The 204-nt window shown below is 61.8% G+C and carries 1 protein-coding gene; it reads left to right on the top strand.

Annotation, left to right across the window (positions count from 1 at the left end; genetic code table 11):
- Positions 1 to 12 precede the first annotated feature (12 nt).
- Positions 13 to 204 (top strand): hypothetical protein (locus ACPYOG_RS19480; protein ID WP_481295775.1); only part of this gene is annotated, 192 nt, incomplete at its 3' end.

Genomic DNA, 204 nt, shown 5'->3' with positions numbered 1-204 from the left:
TCGACGGACAGCGTGAGGGCCGTCTTCGAGCAGATGGACTTCGGTGTGCCGGCCCTGATAGCGGCCGAAGAAGAGGACTTCCAGGTCGAATCGTCTTTCGAACGCCCGGGCGTCGGCCAGCTGGTCTCGCACCTCGTCGGGCTGGGCCACGAACGCATGTTGCATATCTGTCTCTTATACACATCTGACGCTGCCGACGACGGA

Source organism: Leifsonia sp. HAY1-4F (assembly GCF_056755275.1).
This window is presented reverse-complemented; position numbering and strand designations above follow the sequence as displayed.